1 protein-coding gene is annotated in these 696 nt (G+C 44.4%); it reads right to left on the reverse strand.

What is annotated here, in order from left to right; genetic code table 11:
* Positions 1-485 precede the first annotated feature (485 nt).
* The coding region (locus R8N47_RS25300) for a c-type cytochrome (RefSeq protein ID WP_318186122.1) at positions 486-696 on the reverse strand (211 nt) is incomplete at its 5' end.

The raw sequence follows: 696 nt of genomic DNA on the forward strand, positions 1-696 counted from the left end.
TTTTGGCTATCCCTTTACTTCCTGTCTTCTGAGCAACTTCCTGTGCCTGATCCTTTCCACTGTCTTAACCATAAGACGAGATGACCATCCGTATCGAGCAGGCTCCTTGCCTACCTAATTCCGTTTTCCGATCACCAAGCTATCCTAGCTTGCGTCCATGAAGACCTTGAATCCGTGGTCTGAAATCCTGCAATTCACCCCCTGTGAACGCTTTCTACTTTACGTAATCCCGACGCACTCACAAGTTAGCAGCAGGAAATATTAGCGATGATTTTTTCGAAAAAATTAAAAACATCAATTAATCAAAAGGTTAAAAATAAGAAGAAGACATTCGCAATCGAAGGTATGGCAAATGTCTTACAAGCTTTCGAGCAGATATCGATGACACCCTCAAAAATCACGTGTGAGCCACATCACCAACAAAAATGCCCCAGCGAAATCGCTGGGGCATTTTTGTACAACTTTGCTCGAACTATGTAGGGGTATCAGTGCAGACCGCCAACGTATTTCGACAGAACTTCGATATCTTCATCTGTCATTTTCTTCGCGATGTCGCGCATCATGGCATTCATATCGTTGCCACGGTTACCATCACGGAATTTTTCTAACTGAGCTTTGATGTAGTCAGCGTGCTGACCAGAAATTTTAGGGAAACCTGAAAGCTCAGTACCGTTACCACGCGGACCGTGACATGCC

It is taken from the genome of Vibrio sp. 2132-1, assembly GCF_033344315.1.